Genomic DNA, 18359 nt, shown 5'->3' with positions numbered 1-18359 from the left:
GGATTTTTTTGCAGCGTGGGCAGGCACGTGGAAACACGTATATACGTGAAGGCCGATACGTACGTATGCATGCGCTCACACGTATATACGCATAAGCCCACACGTACGTACGCATGAGGCTACACGTACGTACGTGTGTTTCGATGCTGCCTGCCTTCGTGTTTTGCATCTTTGCCGCCAATAATTACACAGGTTTATATTATTACGGATTTTTTTCCATAATAACCGCCAATTCTTTCTTTTTTCACATTTTTTTTCTGTACTTTTGCGCTCAAATTTAAAAACCATTTTTTATAACCCAATATGGCAAATGTGATTAAATTACACAAAGGCTTGAACATCAACCTGAAAGGTAAACCTGCTCAGGAGATTTTCGACGTGAAGCAGCCGGACATCTATGCATTGGTGCCCGATGATTTTCATGGCGTGACTCCTAAAGTTGTGGTGAAAGAACAGGAATATGTGATGGCCGGGGGAACATTGTTTGTAGACAAGAACCACCCCGAAGTAAAGTTCGTTTCTCCTGTTAGCGGTGTCGTGACATGCATTGAGAGAGGCGAACGCCGTAAAGTCCTTAGCATCTCCGTTGCAGCAGCAAAGGAGCAGGACTACGAAGAGTTTGGAAAAAAAGATGTCTCGACGATGACAGGCGAACAGGTAAAGGCTGCCCTGCTCGAAGCCGGACTCTTTTCATTCATCATTCAGCGTCCGTATGTCGTGGTTGCTGACCCGAATGCCAAGCCAAAAGGTATCTTCGTTTCTGCATTTGATACTAACCCGTTGGCTGCCGACTTCGAATTCGTTCTGAAAGGTCAGGAAAAAGACTTCCAGACAGGACTCGATGCTTTGGCTAAAATGGCGAAGACGTATCTGAATATCAGCGTAGAACAGAAAAGCCCTGCACTGACAAACGCAAAGAATGTGACTGTAACCGCTTTCGACGGCCCTAACCCTGCCGGAAACGTTGGCGTTCAGATTAACCACATCAGCCCTATCAACAAGGGCGAAACCGTTTGGACGCTTCGTGCAGAAGAGGTTATCTTCATCGGACGCTTGTTCAATACAGGTCGTGTAGACTTGACCCGCACCATTGCATTGACCGGCTCGGAAGTGAAGAAACCGGCCTACTGCAAGTTGAAAGTAGGAGCGTTGCTGACAGATATATTTGCAGGACGCGTAACCGAAGGTGCAAATTTACGCTACATTAACGGAAACGTGCTGACCGGTACACTCGTTAAACCGAACGGATACTTGAGCGCACGTGCTACAAGTCTTACTGTAATTCCCGAAGGTGATGACCAGCATGAATTCCTGGGATTCATCATGCCTCGTACCAACCAGTTCAGTGCAAACCGCAGTTATTTCAGCTGGTTGTGCGGCAACAAGGAATACACGCTGGATGCCCGTATCAAAGGCGGCGAACGCCACATGATTATGTCTGGCGAGTATGACAAAGTATTCCCGATGAGTATTTTCCCCGAATATTTAATTAAGGCTATCATTGCCGGCGATATTGACCGTATGGAAGCACTCGGTATTTACGAAGTGGCTCCCGAAGACTTTGCTGTATGCGAGTTTGTAGACTCTTCTAAACTGGAGCTGCAACGTATTGTGCGCCAAGGTCTGGACATGCTTCGCAAGGAAATGTGCTAAGTAATTAAAAACTAAGAATAAAAAGTTAATGAAAGCGTTAAGAAATTATCTCGACAAGATAAAGCCAAACTTTGAAGAGGGCGGCAAACTCCACGCATTTCGTTCGGTGTTCGACGGTTTCGAAACATTCTTGTTCGTTCCCAACAGCACCTCGAAAACAGGAGTTCACATCCATGATGCGATTGACAGCAAGCGTATCATGTCGATTGTGGTTATTGCGTTGATACCGGCATTGTTGTTCGGTATGTACAACGTAGGTTACCAGCACTTCTTGGCAGTGGGCCAGGAGGCAGGTCTCTTTGAAAAATTCATTTATGGTTTCTTGGCTGTATTGCCAAAGATTATCGTATCATACGTAGTCGGTCTGGGTATCGAATTTATGATAGCACAGTGGAAGAACGAAGAAATTCAGGAAGGTTTCCTGGTTTCAGGTCTTTTGATTCCGATGATTGTTCCGGTGGAATGTCCATTGTGGATTCTGGCCGTTGCCACTGCATTTTCTGTAGTTTTCGCTAAAGAAGTATTCGGCGGTACAGGTATGAATATCTTCAATCCTGCATTGATTACCCGTGCTTTCTTGTTCTTCGCTTATCCTGCCAAAATGTCGGGTGATGCCGTTTGGGTAAGCACCAATAGCATTTTCGGTATCGGCGGCGGACAGGTGGTGGACGGCTTTACCGGTGCCACTATGCTGGGACAGGCTGCTACAGCCGCTCCGGGTGCAAGCGAACTGATTAATGTAAACGGCAGTCCTGCTACACTGTGGGATATGGTTGTAGGTTTGATTCCGGGTTCTATCGGCGAGACCAGCGTTATCGCTATCGCACTGGGTGCTATCATCCTGTTGTGGACAGGTGTGGCAAGTTGGAAGACCATGTTTTCAGTCTTCGCCGGTGGTATCGTGATGGGACTGATTTTCAATGTATTCGGTTCTACCGATAACATGATGGCTCAGTTGCCATGGTACGAACACATCGTATTGGGCGGTTTCTGCTTCGGTGCTGTGTTTATGGCTACCGACCCTGTAACCTCTGCACGTACGGAAAAAGGTAAGTTCATCTATGGTTTCTTAATCGGTGTGATGGCTATCGTTATCCGTGTATTGAATCCGGGTTACCCCGAAGGTATGATGCTTGCCATCCTGCTGATGAACATCTTCGCTCCGCTGATTGACTACTGTATCGTACAGAAGAACATTACAGCCCGCGAAAACAGATTAAAATCAACTAACAACTAAAATATCGGACATTATGAATACCAATAGTAATAGTTATACTATCATCTATGCTTCGATAATGGTTGTTGTCGTAGCATTCCTGCTGGCATTCGTTTCTTCTTCGCTGAAGGAAAAACAGTACCAGAATGTAGAACAGGACACAAAGAAACAAATTCTGGCTGCTCTGAACGTTTATGACGTAAAAGACGTGAATGCGGAATATGATAAATATGTGAAAGAAGACGATTTGATGCAGGCCGACGGTTCTTTAGTAAAGAACGATGCTGCTTTTCAAACTTCTTATAAAGGTGAAATCGCTAACGGACGCCTTCATGTGTTTGTTTGCGATGTGGATGGTCAGACCAAATATGTGCTTCCTATTTACGGTGCCGGACTTTGGGGCCCTATCTGGGGATATATTGCATTAGACCAAGATAAAGATACTGTGTATGGTGTTTACTTCTCACATGCCGGTGAAACTCCGGGTCTGGGTGCAGAAATCACCACTACTAAATTTCAGGACCAGTTCCTGGGCAAGCACGTAATGGAAAACGGTGCTGTGGCTTTGGGTGTTGAAAAACACGGCAAGGTGGCAAAACCCGACTATCAGGTAGACGGTATCTCAGGTGGTACTATCACTTCTAAGGGTGTAGATGCGATGATTAAGGATTGCCTGAGCATGTACAATTCATTTTTAACTAATAAATAAGAGGAGGAAAAATAGAATATGAGCGCATTATTTTCTAAAAAGAATAGAGAAGTTCTTTTCACTCCGCTGGGTTTGAACAACCCTGTAACCGTACAGGTGCTCGGTATCTGTTCTGCACTGGCTGTAACGGCTCAGTTGGAACCGGCTATCGTGATGGGTCTTTCTGTAACCATTATTACAGCCTTCTCAAACTTTGTTATCTCTTTGCTGCGTAACACCATTCCTAACCGTATCCGTATCATCGTGCAGTTGGTAGTGGTTGCCGCATTGGTAACTATCGTTAGTGAAGTTTTGAAAGCATTCGCATACGATGTAAGTGTACAGCTTTCTGTATATGTAGGTTTGATTATTACAAACTGTATCCTGATGGGACGTTTGGAAGCATTTGCAATGATGAACGGTCCTTGGGAGTCATTCCTGGATGGTATCGGTAACGGATTGGGCTATGCCAAAATCCTGATTATCGTGGCATTCTTCCGCGAACTGCTGGGCGCAGGCACACTGTTCGGTTTCCAGGTTATCCCGCAGGCTGTTTATGACTTGGGCTATTTGAACAACGGTCTGATGTTGATGCCTCCTATGGCGTTGATTATCTGTGCTTGTATCATTTGGTACCAACGTGCAAAACACAAAGAATTGCAGGAAAGTAATAATTAATCCCCGTTATAAAACGAAAAGAATATGGAATATTTAAGTTTGTTTGTAAAGTCCATCTTTGTGGACAATATGATTTTCGCATACTTCCTGGGGATGTGTTCTTACCTGGCAGTATCGAAGAACGTAAAGACAGCCGTAGGTCTGGGTGCAGCCGTTACTTTCGTGTTGATTGTAACTTTGCCGGTGAACTATCTGCTGGAAAACTATGTATTGGCGCCCAATGCGTTGATTGATGGAGTAGACCTCGGTTTCTTGAGCTTTATCCTGTTTATCGCCGTTATTGCCGCTATCGTACAGTTGGTGGAAATGATTGTAGAACGTTTCAGCCCCTCACTTTATGCATCATTAGGTATCTTCCTTCCGTTGATTGCTGTAAACTGTGCCATCATGGGTGCCTCTTTGTTTATGCAGCAACGTCACTTCATCAATGTGGGTGAAGCTACGACTTACGCTTTAGGCTCAGGTATCGGTTGGGCGTTGGCTATCATCGGCCTGGCTGCTATTCGCGAAAAGATGGCTTACTCTGATGTTCCCGCTCCTCTGAAAGGTTTGGGTATCACTTTTATCACGGTAGGTTTGATGGCAATGGCATTTATGTGTTTCTCTGGTTTGAAAATCTAAAAGGAAAGGAATAAGACAATGGATATGAATTTAATATTAGCAAGTATTGGAGTATTCCTTGGAATTATTATTCTGCTTGTTGTGATTTTGCTTGTTGCCAAAGGATATTTGACTCCGAGCGGCAAGGTGAAACTGACTATCAATGGAGAGAAAGAACTGGAAGTGGAACAAGGTTCGACCTTGCTGAACACGCTGTCTGTTAACGGCATTTACCTGTCATCGGCTTGTGGTGGTAAGGGTTCTTGCGGTCAATGTAAATGTCAGGTTGTAGAAGGAGGTGGCGAAATCCTTCCTTCTGAAAAGGGACATTTCAGCCGTAAACAACAACAGGACCACTGGCGTCTGGGTTGCCAGGTGAAAGTGAAAGGTGACTTGGGCATCAAGATTGATGAGTCTGTAATGGGTGTGAAGGAATGGGAATGTGAAGTAATCAGCAACAAGAACGTGGCTACTTTCATCAAAGAGTTCATCGTAGCTCTGCCGAAGGGCGAACACATGGACTTCGTTCCGGGTTCATACGCTCAGATTAAGATTCCTAAATTTGAAATGGACTATAACAAGGATATCGACAAAGACCTTATCGGTCCGGAATATCTGCCCGCGTGGGAAAAATTCGGTCTGTTCGGCTTGAAATGTAAGAATACGGAAGACACTATCCGTGCTTACTCTATGGCCAACTATCCTGCTGAGGGTGACCGTATCATGCTGACAGTGCGTATCGCTACTCCTCCGTTCAAGCCGAAAGATCAAGGTCCCGGCTTCATGGATGTAAATCCGGGTATCGCTTCATCTTACATTTTCACGCTGAAACCGGGTGACAAGGTAATCATGAGTGGTCCTTACGGAGACTTCCATCCGATTTTCGACTCGAAGAAGGAAATGATTTGGGTCGGCGGTGGTGCAGGTATGGCTCCGTTGCGTGCACAGATTATGCACATGACCAAGACACTGCATACTACAGACCGCGAACTGCACTATTTCTATGGTGCACGTGCGCTGAACGAAGTGTTCTATCTGCCGGACTTCCAGCAGTTGGAAAAAGACTTCCCGAACTTCCACTTCCATCTGGCTTTGGACCGTCCGGATCCCGCAGCCGATGCAGCAGGCGTGAAGTATACTCCGGGATTCGTTCACAATGTGATGTATGAAACTTACCTGAAGGACCATGAAGCTCCTGAAGATATCGAATACTACATGTGTGGTCCCGGCCCGATGTCTAACGCAGTCGTTAAGATGCTGGATAGTCTGGGTGTTGAGCCTGCTTCCATCATGTATGACAATTTCGGAGGATAATGTTCAGACTCCGTAAAGGAGTAAAAAGATAATCTAAAAAGAGATAGCAAGTTGCTTAATATATAGCGACTTGCTATTTTTTTTATAATGAATGTTCACTTACAGGATGCAATACGGAATCCTTCCGCTGTCACTCTTATCCATCGGAGCATCATCATCACGAGCCTGATGAAGGGGAAAGAATAAAATCCGGCATTATATCCGTGATTACAAATAAAATATTTATCTTTGCCTTACGAAGGGAAAATACAATATGGGCAATTGGAATGAACAACAAGAAATAAAGAGAGAATTCAAGGAAAAAGATAAAATAAGGCGTGAAACGCTCGGAAAGTTTTTCTTTGATTTGGCAAAACTGGCGTTTGCAGGTCTCTTTGTCAGTTGGATTACACCTTTATCGGCTAATGTGAACAATAATGTAGCGTGGTCTGTTTTTGTCGGAGGTGTAGCTTTTACTATAGTATTTGTCATGATTGGAAATAAAATTTTAAAATAGGAGGTCTTTATGGATATGCTTGCTATGACCTATATAATAGGGAGTGTTATTGGAGTCGTTTTTTTGCTATGGCTTTATACTAAGTCCGGTAAGAAGTGGCTGGAGAATCTGTAAGTCCCATTCCAAGCCCTATATCTATTATATTATGAAACAAGTATTTATCTGTTCTATTCTTTGTTTAAGCCTGGCAGCTTGCGGCGGAAAAAAGAACAATGCGGCAGAACCTCAGGAAACACCTGCTGCCGACAGTATTGTGGAAGAAAAGATAGTAGCACTTCCTCCGTTGGAAGAAGGCGAAGTCTTTCTGAAAGACAAGGAACCTTTCGGTGAAGTGGTGGAACTGCAGGGAACCCATATAGTGGAACCGGATACGTTTATTTTTAAACCTACTTCTCCAAATATGGTGATAAAGGACAGTCTGATGATTATGCAAAGCCGGAATGCACCGTTCTATATATTCCGTTACCCTGAGTTTACTTACATAAAAACCGTCGGAAGGAGTGGTAACGGACCGGATGAGTTTATTGCACCTTATGTGATAGCTTCACTCAATCCTGACTATTTGTGCTATTTGTTCGAACGGCCTAAAGGAATGCTTTACGGACTTGACGAAAAGTTGGAAATACATCCGATACAAAAGATACATAACTCAAAGTCTATGTGGGACTATATTGAGCATATCTATGCTGCCGGCAAGAATAGCTTCGTCTATCCTAAAGGACGAAAAATATATCGGGTTACTTTAGAGGACGATTCCGTCAGAACGGAAGAAATAAGGAACATAACCTTGAAACAAGCAAAAAAGATGCCGGCCACCGGTTGCCTCGGCATTAACCCGGTGCGTAACCGAATGGTTTATGCATATAAATATGCCAAGATTATAAAGTTCATGGACTTGGACAGTAATGCGGAGCGTACCCTCAACTTTGAGCAATCCGGTTTTGACGAAGGAACGCTGCACATTACTGATGGTTTGGATGCTAATGTAACATATTATATGCAGGTACTTCCCACTCGCGACTATGTATATATCACATATTCGGGAAGAACCCCTTATGTAGTGGCGGCAGAAAACAACAAAGGAAAGCATTATATGTACATTGAGAAATACGACTGGAATGGGAATCCTGTCAAAAAGTATAAGTTGAATGACTTTAGCGTATATACGGTTCTTGATGAAAAAACGAACCGTTTGGTGCTGTCTACTTATTATAATGACGACCCGCTGGTGGTTTATCAATTGGATTAATTATGATTAAGAATATACTGACAAATTTAAAGATTGAGCAGCTTAATGCAATGCAGGTGGCAGCTATAGATACTTGGAAAGAAGGAAAAGATTTAATTCTCTTGTCGCCTACAGGCTCCGGCAAGACTTTGGCCTATCTGTTGCCCTTGTTGCAGAGCTTGAAGCCTGACGTGAAAGGCGTACAGGCCATAGTGCTTGTCCCTTCCCGCGAACTGGCTTTGCAGATAGACCAGGTGTTCAAATCCATGAATACCCCTTTTAAGGCTGTGAGCTGCTATGGCGGACGCCCTGCCATGGAAGAGCACCGCACTATCAAGGGAGTACAGCCTTCCGTCATTATCGGTACTCCGGGACGTATGAACGACCACCTTTCGAAGCAAAATATTGATGCGGAAACAGTAACTACATTAGTCATTGATGAATTTGATAAATGTCTGGAATTTGGCTTTCAAGAGGAAATGGCTACCGTTATCGGGCAGTTGCCCCATTTGGAGCGACGTTTCTTGCTTTCGGCTACCGATGCAGAGGAGATTCCTCAATTTACGGGCCTGAATAAAACGATTAAGCTGAATTTCTTGAATGCCGAAGAACAAACAGTGCAGCGCCTGCATCTGTATAAAGTGCTGTCTCCCGGAAAAGATAAACTGGAAACATTGTATAAATTGCTGTGCACATTGGGCAGCCGCTCTACATTAGTGTTTTGCAATCATCGTGAAAGCGTGGAGCGGGTAGGGAAGTATCTTCAATCCAAGAAGTTCCAATGCGGTATTTTTCATGGCGGTATGGAACAGGACGACCGTGAACGCTCATTGTATAAATTCCGTAACGGCAGTTGCCATGTCTTGATTTCCACCGATCTTGCCGCTCGCGGACTGGACATTCCCGAGATAGAAAATGTGGTTCATTATCATCTCCCGGCCAATGAAGACGGATACATTCATCGCAACGGCCGAACAGCCCGCTGGGAAGCGGAGGGAAATTCTTATATCATACTTCATCAGGAAGAAACGCTCCCTGAATACCTGAAGGGAGCCCCGGAAGAGTTTGTCTTGCCCGAAGTCACCCCCAAACCGTCGTTGCCCGAATTTGTGACTATCTATATAGGAAAAGGCAAAAAAGATAAAATCAATAAGATAGATATTGTAGGGTTTCTCTTTAAAAAAGGTAATCTGAATAAAGATGAAATCGGGCGCATTGATGTGAAAGACCATTATTCATTTGCCGCTGTATCTCGCAAAAAGATAAAACAAACACTTAATTTGATACAGAATGAGAAAATAAAGGGTGTGAAAACACTGATAGAAGAAGCTAAATAGTGTCATTCTGTCATTTTACTCCTTCTAATACTGGACGGATAATTCCAAAAGATTATTTTTATATGCTTTAAATCATTGTTTGTGGAGGTATAGGTTACAAAATGAAAGCATTGAAAAATAGATTCAGCTAATTTGAAAGAAAATTATGTGGAAAATCGTAATTTTATTAGCGTTTTTTTTGGAAAGCTGAAAATAATGTGTAAATTCGCAAATGTAAGACATAACAAATTGTATAACCAAAACAAACTTCAAATGAAAAAGCATAATTTCAATGCGGGACCATCTATCTTGCCTCGCGAGGTTATAGAGAAAACAGCTCAAGCTATTTTGGATTTTAATGGCTCCGGGCTTTCTTTAATGGAAATCAGCCATCGCGCTAAAGATTTTCAGCCTGTGGTGGACGAAGCAGTCGCTTTGTTCAAGGAACTGTTAAACATTCCTGAAGGGTATTCGGTACTGTTCTTGGGTGGTGGAGCCAGCTTGGAATTTTGTATGGTGCCTTTCAATTTCCTCGAAAAGAAAGCTGCTTATCTGAATACCGGTGTTTGGGCAAAGAAAGCAATGAAGGAAGCGAAAGCGTTTGGTGAAGTGGTAGAAGTGGCTTCTTCTGCCGAAGCAACCTATACATATATTCCGAAAGATTATACTGTTCCCGCTGATGCGGATTACTTCCATATCACAACCAATAATACAATTTATGGTACGGAGCTTCATGAAGATTTGGATTCTCCGGTTCCTATGATTGCCGATATGTCATCTGATATTTTCTCTCGTCCGATTGATGTTTCTAAATATATTTGTATTTACGGTGGTGCACAAAAGAATCTGGCTCCTGCCGGTGTTACTTTCGTTATTGTGAAGAATGATGCTTTGGGCAAGGTGTCACGCTATATTCCTACCATGCTGAACTATCAGACTCATGTGGATGGAGGTTCTATGTTCAATACACCTCCTGTTCTTCCTATTTATGCAGCATTGCAGACTTTGCGCTGGATTAAGGCTAACGGTGGAGTGGCGGAAATGCAGAAACGCGCCAAAGAGAAAGCAGAAATGCTCTATGCGGAAATTGACCGTAACAAGTTGTTCCGTGGTACAGTGACGGATAAGGCAGACCGCTCTTACATGAACATTTGCTTTGTTATGAACGACGAATACAAGGATTTGGAAGCAGACTTCCTGAAGTTTGCAACCGAAAAAGGTATGGTAGGTATTAAAGGTCACCGTTCTGTGGGCGGTTTCCGTGCATCTTGTTATAATGCTATGCCGAAAGAAAGTGTTCAGGCTTTGATAGATTGCATGCAGGAATTCGAGAAACTTCATTAATTGATTTATAAGAATAAGGGCGTGCTGTGAGTACGTCCTTATTTATTAATACACATAAGACCATGAAAGTATTAGTAGCAACAGATAAACCGTTTGCTAAAATTGCAGTAGACGGTATTCGCAAAGAGATAGAAGCAGCAGGTTATGAACTGGCATTATTGGAAAAATATGGCGAGAAGGCAAATTTGCTGGAAGCCGTGAAAGATGCCGATGCCATTATTATCCGTAGTGATATAATCGATGCTGAAGTATTGGACGCTGCCAAAGAACTGAAGATTGTGGTGCGTGCCGGTGCAGGTTATGACAACGTGGATTTGGAAGCTGCTACGGCCCACAATGTATGTGTCATGAATACTCCGGGACAGAATTCCAATGCTGTGGCTGAACTGGCTTTCGGACTGATGGTAATGGCTATCCGCAATATGTATAATGGTGCTTCGGGTACTGAATTGAAAGGCAAGAAACTGGGTATCCATGCATACGGTAACGTGGGACGGAATGTGGCTCGTATTGCCAAAGGCTTTGGAATGGATATCTATGCATACGATGCCTATTGCCCGAAAGAGGTCATTGAAGCAGACGGAGTGAAGGCGGTTGCATCTACCGAGGAACTGTATGCTACTTGCAATATCGTGTCTTTACATATTCCGGCTACTCCTGAAACAAAAAATTCTATCAATTATGACTTGGTAGACAGAATGCCTAAAAACGGTCTGTTGGTCAATACCGCACGTAAAGAGGTTATTAATGAAGCCGACTTGCTGCGTCTGATGAATGACCGTCCCGATTTGGAGTATGTTACTGACATTATGCCTGTACATCATGCCGAGTTTGCCGACCATTTCCCGGGCCGTTACTTCTCTACACCGAAGAAAATGGGTGCTCAAACTGCCGAAGCCAATATAAATGCCGGTATTGCGGCTGCCAAGCAGATTGTGGGCTTCCTGAAAGATGGCTGCGAAAAGTTCCGCGTAAACAAATAAGCATTTATAACTCATAAATCTAATATTCTTATGGCTATAATAAAACCCTTCAAAGGCATTCGCCCTCCGAAAGAATTAGTGGAGCAAGTTGCTTCCCGCCCTTATGATGTGCTTAATTCGGAAGAAGCCCGTGAAGAAGCAAAGGGGAATGAGAAGTCACTCTATCATATCATCAAACCGGAAATAGATTTTCCGGCAGGTACAGACGAGCATGATGCGAAGGTGTATGATAAAGCTGCTGAGAATTTCCGGATGTTCCAGGATAAAGGTTGGTTGGTGCAGGACGAAAAAGAAAACTATTATGTGTATGCACAGACCATGAACGGTAAGACTCAGTATGGTCTGGTAGTAGGCGCATACGTTCCCGATTATATGAACGGCATTATCAAGAAGCATGAATTGACCCGCCGTGACAAGGAAGAAGACCGGATGAAACATGTCCGTGTGAATAATGCCAACATTGAACCGGTATTCTTTGCTTATCCCGACCATGCAGAACTGGATGCTATCGTCAAGAAATATACCTCTCAAGCACCGGAATATGATTTCATCGCTCCGGGTGACGGCTTCGGCCATTCGTTTTGGGTGATAGACCAAGATAGTGACATTGAAGCCATTACTAAAGCTTTTGCTGCCATGCCTGCACTATATATTGCTGACGGACATCACCGCTCGGCTGCCGCGGCATTGGTAGGAGCGGAAAAGGCGAAGCAGAATCCAAATCATAAGGGTGACGAAGAATATAATTATTTCATGGCTGTTTGTTTCCCGGCCAATCAGTTGACTATCATCGATTATAATCGTGTGGTGAAAGACTTGAACGGTTTGACTCCCGAAGAATTTCTGGCAGCTGTCGGAAAGAACTTTGTCATCGAGGAAAAAGGAGCTGAAATCTATAAGCCGCAAAGCCTTCATAATTTCTCCCTTTATCTGGAAGGAAAATGGTATAGCCTGACCGCCAAACCGGGGACTTATGATGATAATAATCCTATCGGAGTATTGGACGTAACGATTTCTTCTAATTTAATCTTGGATGAAATACTTGGCATTAAAGACCTTCGTTCGGACAAACGAATCGACTTTGTGGGGGGTATCCGTGGCTTGGGAGAACTGAAGAAGCGTGTAGACAGCGGTGAAATGAAAGTTGCTTTGGCACTATATCCTGTTTCTATGAAACAGCTGATGGATATTGCCGATACCGGCAACATTATGCCGCCGAAGACTACTTGGTTCGAACCGAAGCTCCGTTCCGGATTGATTATTCATAAACTAGTTTGATATAAATCACGTTTACACTCGTTGTAAGCGTGGAAGGAATCCCATAGCCGTCAGGTTAAGAAAACAGGTTTGCTTTTGTTGGCTGCATACGATGTTTTTTTTAATCTGACGGCTATAAATCTATAGCCCCATGAGGGTGTGAATCATCTTTTTCATCGGCTTTCACAGGGCAATAACCTCTTTTATACATGTTGTTTAGGTATAATATAGACAAATTGTTGTTAGGACGAAAGAATAAATCCCTTTCCCTTTGTTTATTGCAAACAAATATCTAATTTCGCGGCGACTTTAAGAATATAAGACGCAATGACTAACAACAAGACTAAAGGATTTATCCTTGGAGCGATTGCAGCAGCCAGTTACGGCATGAATCCCCTTTTCACCCTTCCCCTTTACAGTGCAGGAATGAGCGTAGATACGGTATTGTTTTACCGTTATTCACTGGCTGTTATCGTGCTTGGCATTCTGATGAAATTCCAGAAACAATCTTTTGCCATCAAGAAGGTGGATGTACTTCCGCTCTGCATAATGGGATTGTTGTTCGCCTTCTCTTCCTTGTTTCTCTTTATGAGCTATAACTACATGGATGCAGGTATTGCCTCTACCATTTTGTTTGTTTATCCGGTATTGGTGGCTATCATTATGGCAGTAGTCTTTAAAGAAAAGGTTTCTCCCATTACGATGTTTTCCATTGCTCTTGCCTTTGTGGGCATATCCATGCTGTGTAAGAGTCCGGGAGGGCAGACACTCAGTTTGGTAGGAATCACATTTGTCTTCCTCTCTTCACTGTCTTACGCCATTTATATAGTGGGAGTCAATCGTTCGTCACTCAAAGATATGCCGATAGCCAAACTTACTTTTTACGTTTTGCTGTTCGGATTATCAGTATATGTAGTGCGTTTGAAGTTCTGTACAGAGCTGCAGCTCATTCCTACGCCGATGCTATGGGTAAACGCTGTTTCGCTGGCAGTCTTTCCCACTGTCATTTCATTGGTGACAATGACGAAGGCCATTCATTATATAGGTTCTACCCCAACTGCTATTTTGGGGGCATTGGAGCCGGTTACCGCTTTATTCTTCGGAGTACTGGTATTCGGTGAGCAACTGACTCTACGCATTATTCTGGGTATCTTGATGGTAATCACCGCAGTAACTTTAATCATTGGAGGAAAATCATTGCTGAAGAAAAGAAAGATTAGAGTAAAGCACAGCAGATAAAGCGGATTATTGTATCTTTGCCCTTGCAACAAATTATATTTCAAACTATGAAAAAGCAATTTATGCAATGGGCAGGATTTGGAATGTGGATAGCGCTAACCCTATCTGCATGCACCCCTACAAAAACAGAAGTAGGCAATCTGAATGTCATTCCTCAACCGCAGGAGGTCGTTCAAAATTTTCAGGAAAATCCTTTCGTTATCCATTCAGGCACAAGTATTGTTTATCCGGCAGGTAATGAAAAGCTGGAACGGACAGCTGAATTTTTGGCTTCTTATATAAAAGAGGCCACAGGAATTACAGTTCAGTGTACTGCGGAAAAGAAAGAGAGTGATGCCATCGTTCTCTCTGTTGATACTGCTATAGAGCAAAAAGAAGGGTATCAACTGGAAGTAACATCCAATAGCATTCGTTTGGCAGGTGGAAGTGAGGCCGGAGTGTTCTATGGCATTCAGACTTTACATAAGTCTATGCCGATAACAAAGGGCACAGAGTCGGCGTCTGCCATTCCTGCAGGTATCGTAAATGACTATCCCCGTTTTGATTATCGCGGATTTATGGTCGATGTAGGCCGTCATTATTTCCCGGTTTCTTATCTGAAGCAAATCATTGATATGCTGGCGTTGCATAACATTAACCATTTCCATTGGCATCTGACGGAAGATCAGGGATGGCGAATTGAGATTAAGAAATATCCCCGACTGACAGAAATAGGTTCAACGCGCCCGCGCACCTTGATGGACTGGAGCACGAGAGAATACGACGAGACTACACACAGTGGCTTCTATACTCAGGAAGAAGCCAAGGAGATTGTGAAATATGCGGCAGACCGCTTTATTACGGTTATTCCTGAAGTAGACCTTCCGGGACACATGATGGCTGCATTGGTTTCATATCCCGAATTGGGTTGCACCGGAGGCCCCTATGAGATGCCATGCGAATGGGGCGTTTTTCCGGATGTGCTGTGTGGCGGAAACGCGAAGGCATTAGAGTTTGCCAAAGATGTATTAAATGAAATAATGGATATTTTCCCTTCTCCTTACATTCATATCGGTGGAGACGAATGTCCGAAGGTACGTTGGAAAGAATGCCCTAAGTGTCAGGCGAAGATTCGCGAACTGGGATTGAAGGATACTCCGAAGCACAGTAAAGAAAACCAGTTACAGACTTATTTTATGTCTGAAGTCGGAAAAGTAATCAGCGACAGAGGACGTAAGATGTTGGGATGGGATGAAATGCTTGAGGGAGGTTTGGCTCCGGGTGTGACCGTTATGTCATGGACAAGTCCCCGAGGTGGTATAGAAACAGCGCGTCTGCATCATAATGCCATCATGACTCCCATTCAATACCTCTATTTCAGTAACCCTACTTACAACCGCATCAAGGGGACAAAGAGCCTGGAACGTGTTTATACTTTCGAACCGGTATCAGACGAACTGACTGAGGACGAGAAACAATATATCATCGGTGCTCAGGGATGTATCTGGACGGAATGGACTCGCGACAGCCTTAAGATGGAATGGCAGATTCTTCCCCGTATGGCAGCCCTTTCAGAGATTCAGTGGACGGAACCCGCTCATAAGGACTTTGACAGTTTCCTGCATCGTCTTCCGGCTGTGCTGGCTATCTATAAAGACCGTGGTTATGACTTCCGTCAGGATATTTATGACGTCGCCATCCAGGTTGTCCCCGAAGAACAAGAAGGAAAGGCTAAAGTCTCTTTCCTTACTTTCGATGATGCCGAAGTGCACTATACATTAGATGGCAGCGAGCCCAATGCCCAGTCTCCTCTTTATACGGATACACTACACTTGGACAAGGATGCGGTGATTCAGGCAATAGCCATTCGTCCGCAAGGAAATAGCAGCATCAGCAAGGAAGAAATTCATTTCAATGCCGTTACCATGAAGCCTGCAACGCTGAATGTACAACCTCACAAGTCGTATACTTTCCAAGGGGGAAGTACATTAATAGACGGACTTTATGGAGACTTGAACTATCGCTCCGGTCGCTGGGTCGGCTTTTATGGTAATAATCTGGATATCACCATTGATATGCAGGAACCGAAAGAAGTCTCATCGGCTTTTGTCAATACATTATTGAATCCGGGAGATGCCATATTCGGAGCGACCGGTCTGAAAATAGAAATATCCGATGACGGAAAAGCTTTTCGTGAAATAGCCTCCAAGAAAATTTCTGTATTGGAAAAGGGAACAAAGATGCAAATTCGTAAAGAAGAGATTTCGTTTGATAAGGTCAAAACCAGATATGTACGGATAATTGCAGAGACGACTCCGACACTTCCCGCCTGGCATTCCATGCCCGGAAAGAACGCTTTCCTGTTTGTGGATGAGATAGGAGTGGAATAATATAAAACTAAAAGGCTGCCCCATTTTTTTTCTTTATGGCGGCAGCCTTTCTTCGAATCGAAATTGTGAAAGAAAAATTGTATATTAAATCTATTATGAGATTAAGTGATTCTTCTCTGTCTGACTATCCCTTATGAGAAATCTCTCAACTCTTTTTGAAGTTTCTTCCGGGCAAAGTGTAAACGGCTTTTGATGGTTCCGATGGGTAAGCCCATTTTTTCTGCTATCTCTTTGTATTTCAGTCCCGAGACAAACATTATAAAAGGCTGTTTAGTATCGTCGGGCAATTTATTGATTGTCCTGTACAGCAGTTTTAAATCGTAGGTTTCTTCAAATCTGTCGTCATCTTTGGCCACCTGAGTCTGTGCATAGTCCGTGAAATTAGAATCGAGGAAATTAAGTTCACGAACAGAACGGCGGTAGTTGTTGATGAATAAATTGCGCATGATGGTATACATCCATCCTTTAAAGTTCTCCTGATAGACAAATTTCTGTGCATTATCCAAAGCCTTCAATATAGAGTCTTGTACCAAGTCGTTTGCCGAATCCTGATTTGCGGTCAGTTTAAAAGCGAAGCTCATAAGTTCCGGTTGCATCGCTACTATTTTGTTTGTGATTTTAGAATTTTCCATATCCTTGCTTTTGTTTATTTTATGATATGCAAAGGTCCGTTTTCTGCAGAAAAAAAGAAATGGCGATTTCTCCGTAAAACTTGGCAATTATTCCTTAATGTAGGGAGGAGGTTAATAAAGAACCAAAATAAAAAATGAGTAGTCATTGTACACCTCAATTATATTCTATACATTTGTGATAACAGATGAAAACAGAAGAATATAATGGATAATTTTGCGGCAATAGACTTTGAAACGGCAAACAATGAGCGCACCAGTGTGTGCAGTGTGGGCATTGTAATCGTAAAGGATGGTGAGACCGTAGATAAGTTCTATAGCCTTATTCATCCCGAACCGGACTATTATTTGTATTGGAACACACGTGTACATGGGCTGACCCGGGAAGACACGGCCGATGCTCCTGTCTTTTCCGAAGTATGGAAACAGGTGGAGCCCAAAATAGCAGGACTTCCGTTGGTGGCACATAACAAAGCGTTCGATGAAGGTTGTCTGAAAGCGGTATTTAGAACCTATTGCATGGATTATCCTGATTATGAGTTTCATTGCACTTATCAGGCATCACGCAAATTGAAAGGATTGCGGAATCATCAGTTGCACACGGTGGCTGAGTTCTTCGGGTTTGATTTGAAGAATCACCATCACGCATTGGCAGATGCGGAAGCCTGTGCATGGATAGCCCGATATGTGTTGTAGTTTTTATATTTTTCCAATGATAATGATTTCCTTTGATGATACAAGAAGATACATATAAAACGATAACCGGTGTAGCCGAAGGTATTTATACTGAGAAGAGAAGTAAATTTATAGCTATTGCCATTCCTGTGCATACCGTTGAAGAGATAAAACAGCATCTTGATACCTATCAAAAAAAATACTATGATGCACGTCATGTGTGTTATGCCTACATGCTTGGACATGAAAGAAAAGACTTTCGTGCCAATGATAACGGAGAACCGTCAGGCACAGCGGGAAAACCCATTTTGGGACAAATAAATTCGAATGAACTGACTGACATTCTTATTATTGTAGTGAGATACTTTGGTGGCATCAAACTGGGGACAAGCGGATTAATCGTTGCCTATAAAGCTGCGGCAGCAGAGGCGATAGCCAATGCCACCATAATAGAAAAAACGGTGGATGATGATATTTCCGTTGCTTTTGAATATCCTTTTATGAATGACATCATGCGTATCGTAAAAGAAGAGGAACCGGAAATATTGGAACAGTCATACGATATGGATTGCCTGATGAAGCTCCGTATCCGTCGGTCTATGATGGGGAAGCTGCGTGCCCGTTTGGAGAAAGTTGAAACGGCCCGAATCATCGAATAATCCTTCCGGCAGTAT

The 18359-nt window shown here is 43.3% G+C and carries 17 protein-coding genes; 16 read left to right on the top strand and 1 reads right to left on the bottom strand.

The window, feature by feature from the left end:
• The first annotated feature begins 303 nt into the window (after positions 1 to 303).
• From IR173_RS00850 to IR173_RS00785, 14 genes are all read left to right on the top strand, one after another.
• A complete protein-coding gene (locus tag IR173_RS00850; RefSeq protein WP_237037812.1) occupies positions 304 to 1653 on the top strand; it encodes a Na(+)-translocating NADH-quinone reductase subunit A in 1350 nt (449 codons plus the stop codon).
• 28 nt (positions 1654 to 1681) lie between these two features.
• A complete protein-coding gene (locus IR173_RS00845; RefSeq protein WP_237037811.1) occupies positions 1682 to 2890 on the top strand; it encodes an NADH:ubiquinone reductase (Na(+)-transporting) subunit B in 1209 nt (402 codons plus the stop codon).
• A 13-nt stretch (positions 2891 to 2903) separates the two neighbouring features.
• Positions 2904 to 3578, top strand: coding sequence for a Na(+)-translocating NADH-quinone reductase subunit C (locus IR173_RS00840; RefSeq protein ID WP_237037810.1), 675 nt, complete (start codon positions 2904 to 2906; stop codon positions 3576 to 3578).
• An 18-nt stretch (positions 3579 to 3596) separates the two neighbouring features.
• Positions 3597 to 4235 (top strand): NADH:ubiquinone reductase (Na(+)-transporting) subunit D, encoded by a 639-nt coding sequence (locus tag IR173_RS00835; RefSeq protein WP_237037809.1) that lies wholly within the window; start codon positions 3597 to 3599, stop codon positions 4233 to 4235.
• 24 nt (positions 4236 to 4259) lie between these two features.
• Positions 4260 to 4856 carry an NADH:ubiquinone reductase (Na(+)-transporting) subunit E gene (nqrE, locus tag IR173_RS00830; RefSeq protein WP_237037808.1) on the top strand — a complete coding sequence of 199 codons (597 nt, stop codon included), beginning with the start codon at positions 4260 to 4262 and terminating at the stop codon, positions 4854 to 4856.
• Between the two features lie 18 nt (positions 4857 to 4874).
• The gene (nqrF, locus tag IR173_RS00825; RefSeq protein WP_237037807.1) at positions 4875 to 6149 is read left to right on the top strand and encodes an NADH:ubiquinone reductase (Na(+)-transporting) subunit F; all 1275 of its coding nucleotides are present in this window, start codon (positions 4875 to 4877) and stop codon (positions 6147 to 6149) included.
• Positions 6150 to 6402: 253 nt separating this feature from the next.
• Positions 6403 to 6645, top strand: coding sequence for a hypothetical protein (locus IR173_RS00820; protein WP_237037806.1), 243 nt, complete (start codon positions 6403 to 6405; stop codon positions 6643 to 6645).
• Positions 6646 to 6790: 145 nt separating this feature from the next.
• The gene (locus IR173_RS00815; RefSeq protein ID WP_237037805.1) at positions 6791 to 7894 is read left to right on the top strand and encodes a BF3164 family lipoprotein; all 1104 of its coding nucleotides are present in this window, start codon (positions 6791 to 6793) and stop codon (positions 7892 to 7894) included.
• A gap of 2 nt (positions 7895 to 7896) precedes the next feature.
• Entirely contained in the window at positions 7897 to 9210 is a 1314-nt protein-coding gene (locus tag IR173_RS00810) for a DEAD/DEAH box helicase (protein WP_237037804.1), read from the top strand.
• Positions 9211 to 9462: 252 nt separating this feature from the next.
• On the top strand, positions 9463 to 10533 hold the full coding sequence (gene serC, locus IR173_RS00805; RefSeq protein WP_237037803.1) for a 3-phosphoserine/phosphohydroxythreonine transaminase: 1071 nt from the start codon (positions 9463 to 9465) through the stop codon (positions 10531 to 10533).
• 62 nt (positions 10534 to 10595) lie between these two features.
• Positions 10596 to 11516 carry an NAD(P)-dependent oxidoreductase gene (locus IR173_RS00800; RefSeq protein WP_237037802.1) on the top strand — a complete coding sequence of 307 codons (921 nt, stop codon included), beginning with the start codon at positions 10596 to 10598 and terminating at the stop codon, positions 11514 to 11516.
• 30 nt (positions 11517 to 11546) lie between these two features.
• Complete coding sequence (locus tag IR173_RS00795; protein WP_237037801.1) at positions 11547 to 12794, top strand: DUF1015 domain-containing protein; 1248 nt, start codon at positions 11547 to 11549, stop codon at positions 12792 to 12794.
• Positions 12795 to 13100: 306 nt separating this feature from the next.
• Positions 13101 to 14012: a DMT family transporter gene (locus IR173_RS00790; protein WP_237037800.1), complete on the top strand. Its 912-nt coding sequence runs from the start codon at positions 13101 to 13103 to the stop codon at positions 14010 to 14012.
• 47 nt (positions 14013 to 14059) lie between these two features.
• A complete protein-coding gene (locus IR173_RS00785; RefSeq protein ID WP_237037799.1) occupies positions 14060 to 16381 on the top strand; it encodes a glycoside hydrolase family 20 protein in 2322 nt (773 codons plus the stop codon).
• Between the two features lie 131 nt (positions 16382 to 16512).
• Here the strand turns inward: IR173_RS00785 and IR173_RS00780 are convergent, their stop codons facing one another.
• The gene (locus IR173_RS00780) at positions 16513 to 17013 is read right to left on the bottom strand and encodes an RNA polymerase sigma factor (RefSeq protein WP_237037798.1); all 501 of its coding nucleotides are present in this window, start codon (positions 17011 to 17013) and stop codon (positions 16513 to 16515) included.
• 204 nt (positions 17014 to 17217) lie between these two features.
• Between IR173_RS00780 and IR173_RS00775 the strand changes: the two genes are divergently transcribed.
• A complete protein-coding gene (locus IR173_RS00775; RefSeq protein WP_237037797.1) occupies positions 17218 to 17706 on the top strand; it encodes a 3'-5' exonuclease in 489 nt (162 codons plus the stop codon).
• Positions 17707 to 17741: 35 nt separating this feature from the next.
• Positions 17742 to 18344, top strand: a complete 603-nt coding sequence (locus tag IR173_RS00770) for an IMPACT family protein (RefSeq protein ID WP_237037796.1) — start codon at positions 17742 to 17744, stop codon at positions 18342 to 18344.
• The last annotated feature ends 15 nt before the right edge of the window (positions 18345 to 18359 follow it).

It is taken from the genome of Phocaeicola faecalis (genome assembly GCF_021730445.1).
GTDB classification, from domain to species: domain Bacteria; phylum Bacteroidota; class Bacteroidia; order Bacteroidales; family Bacteroidaceae; genus Phocaeicola; species Phocaeicola faecalis.
The sequence above is the reverse complement of the archived record's forward strand: the minus strand, read 5'-3'. Positions and strand labels throughout refer to the sequence as shown.